At 41.1% G+C, this 231-nt stretch carries 1 pseudogene; it reads right to left on the bottom strand.

Going from position 1 to position 231, the window contains the following annotated elements:
• Positions 1–231: pseudogene (locus tag ACRHOC_RS15265) on the bottom strand (asparagine synthase-related protein); the annotation flags it as partial.

The raw sequence follows: 231 nt of genomic DNA, 5'->3' as shown, positions 1-231 counted from the left end.
GTAAATTCAATTTCATGATGTACAGTACCAATATGATCGGTTACCTTTTGAGCGGCAGCAAGGTCTGGAGAACCCTTTAAACCAACTCAAAAACTATGTAACTGTGGCCCCCAAGCTTGCTCTTTATCATCAGCTTCTACACGTCTGTGCGAATATTTTTTTGCAATCGCAGAGGTTACTGAAGAAAGTACTCCACCACATAAAAATACACCGGAAGGCACATCACTCATA

It is taken from the genome of Winogradskyella poriferorum (assembly GCF_050618035.1).
Lineage (GTDB): Bacteria > Bacteroidota > Bacteroidia > Flavobacteriales > Flavobacteriaceae > Winogradskyella > Winogradskyella poriferorum_A.
This window is presented reverse-complemented; position numbering and strand designations above follow the sequence as displayed.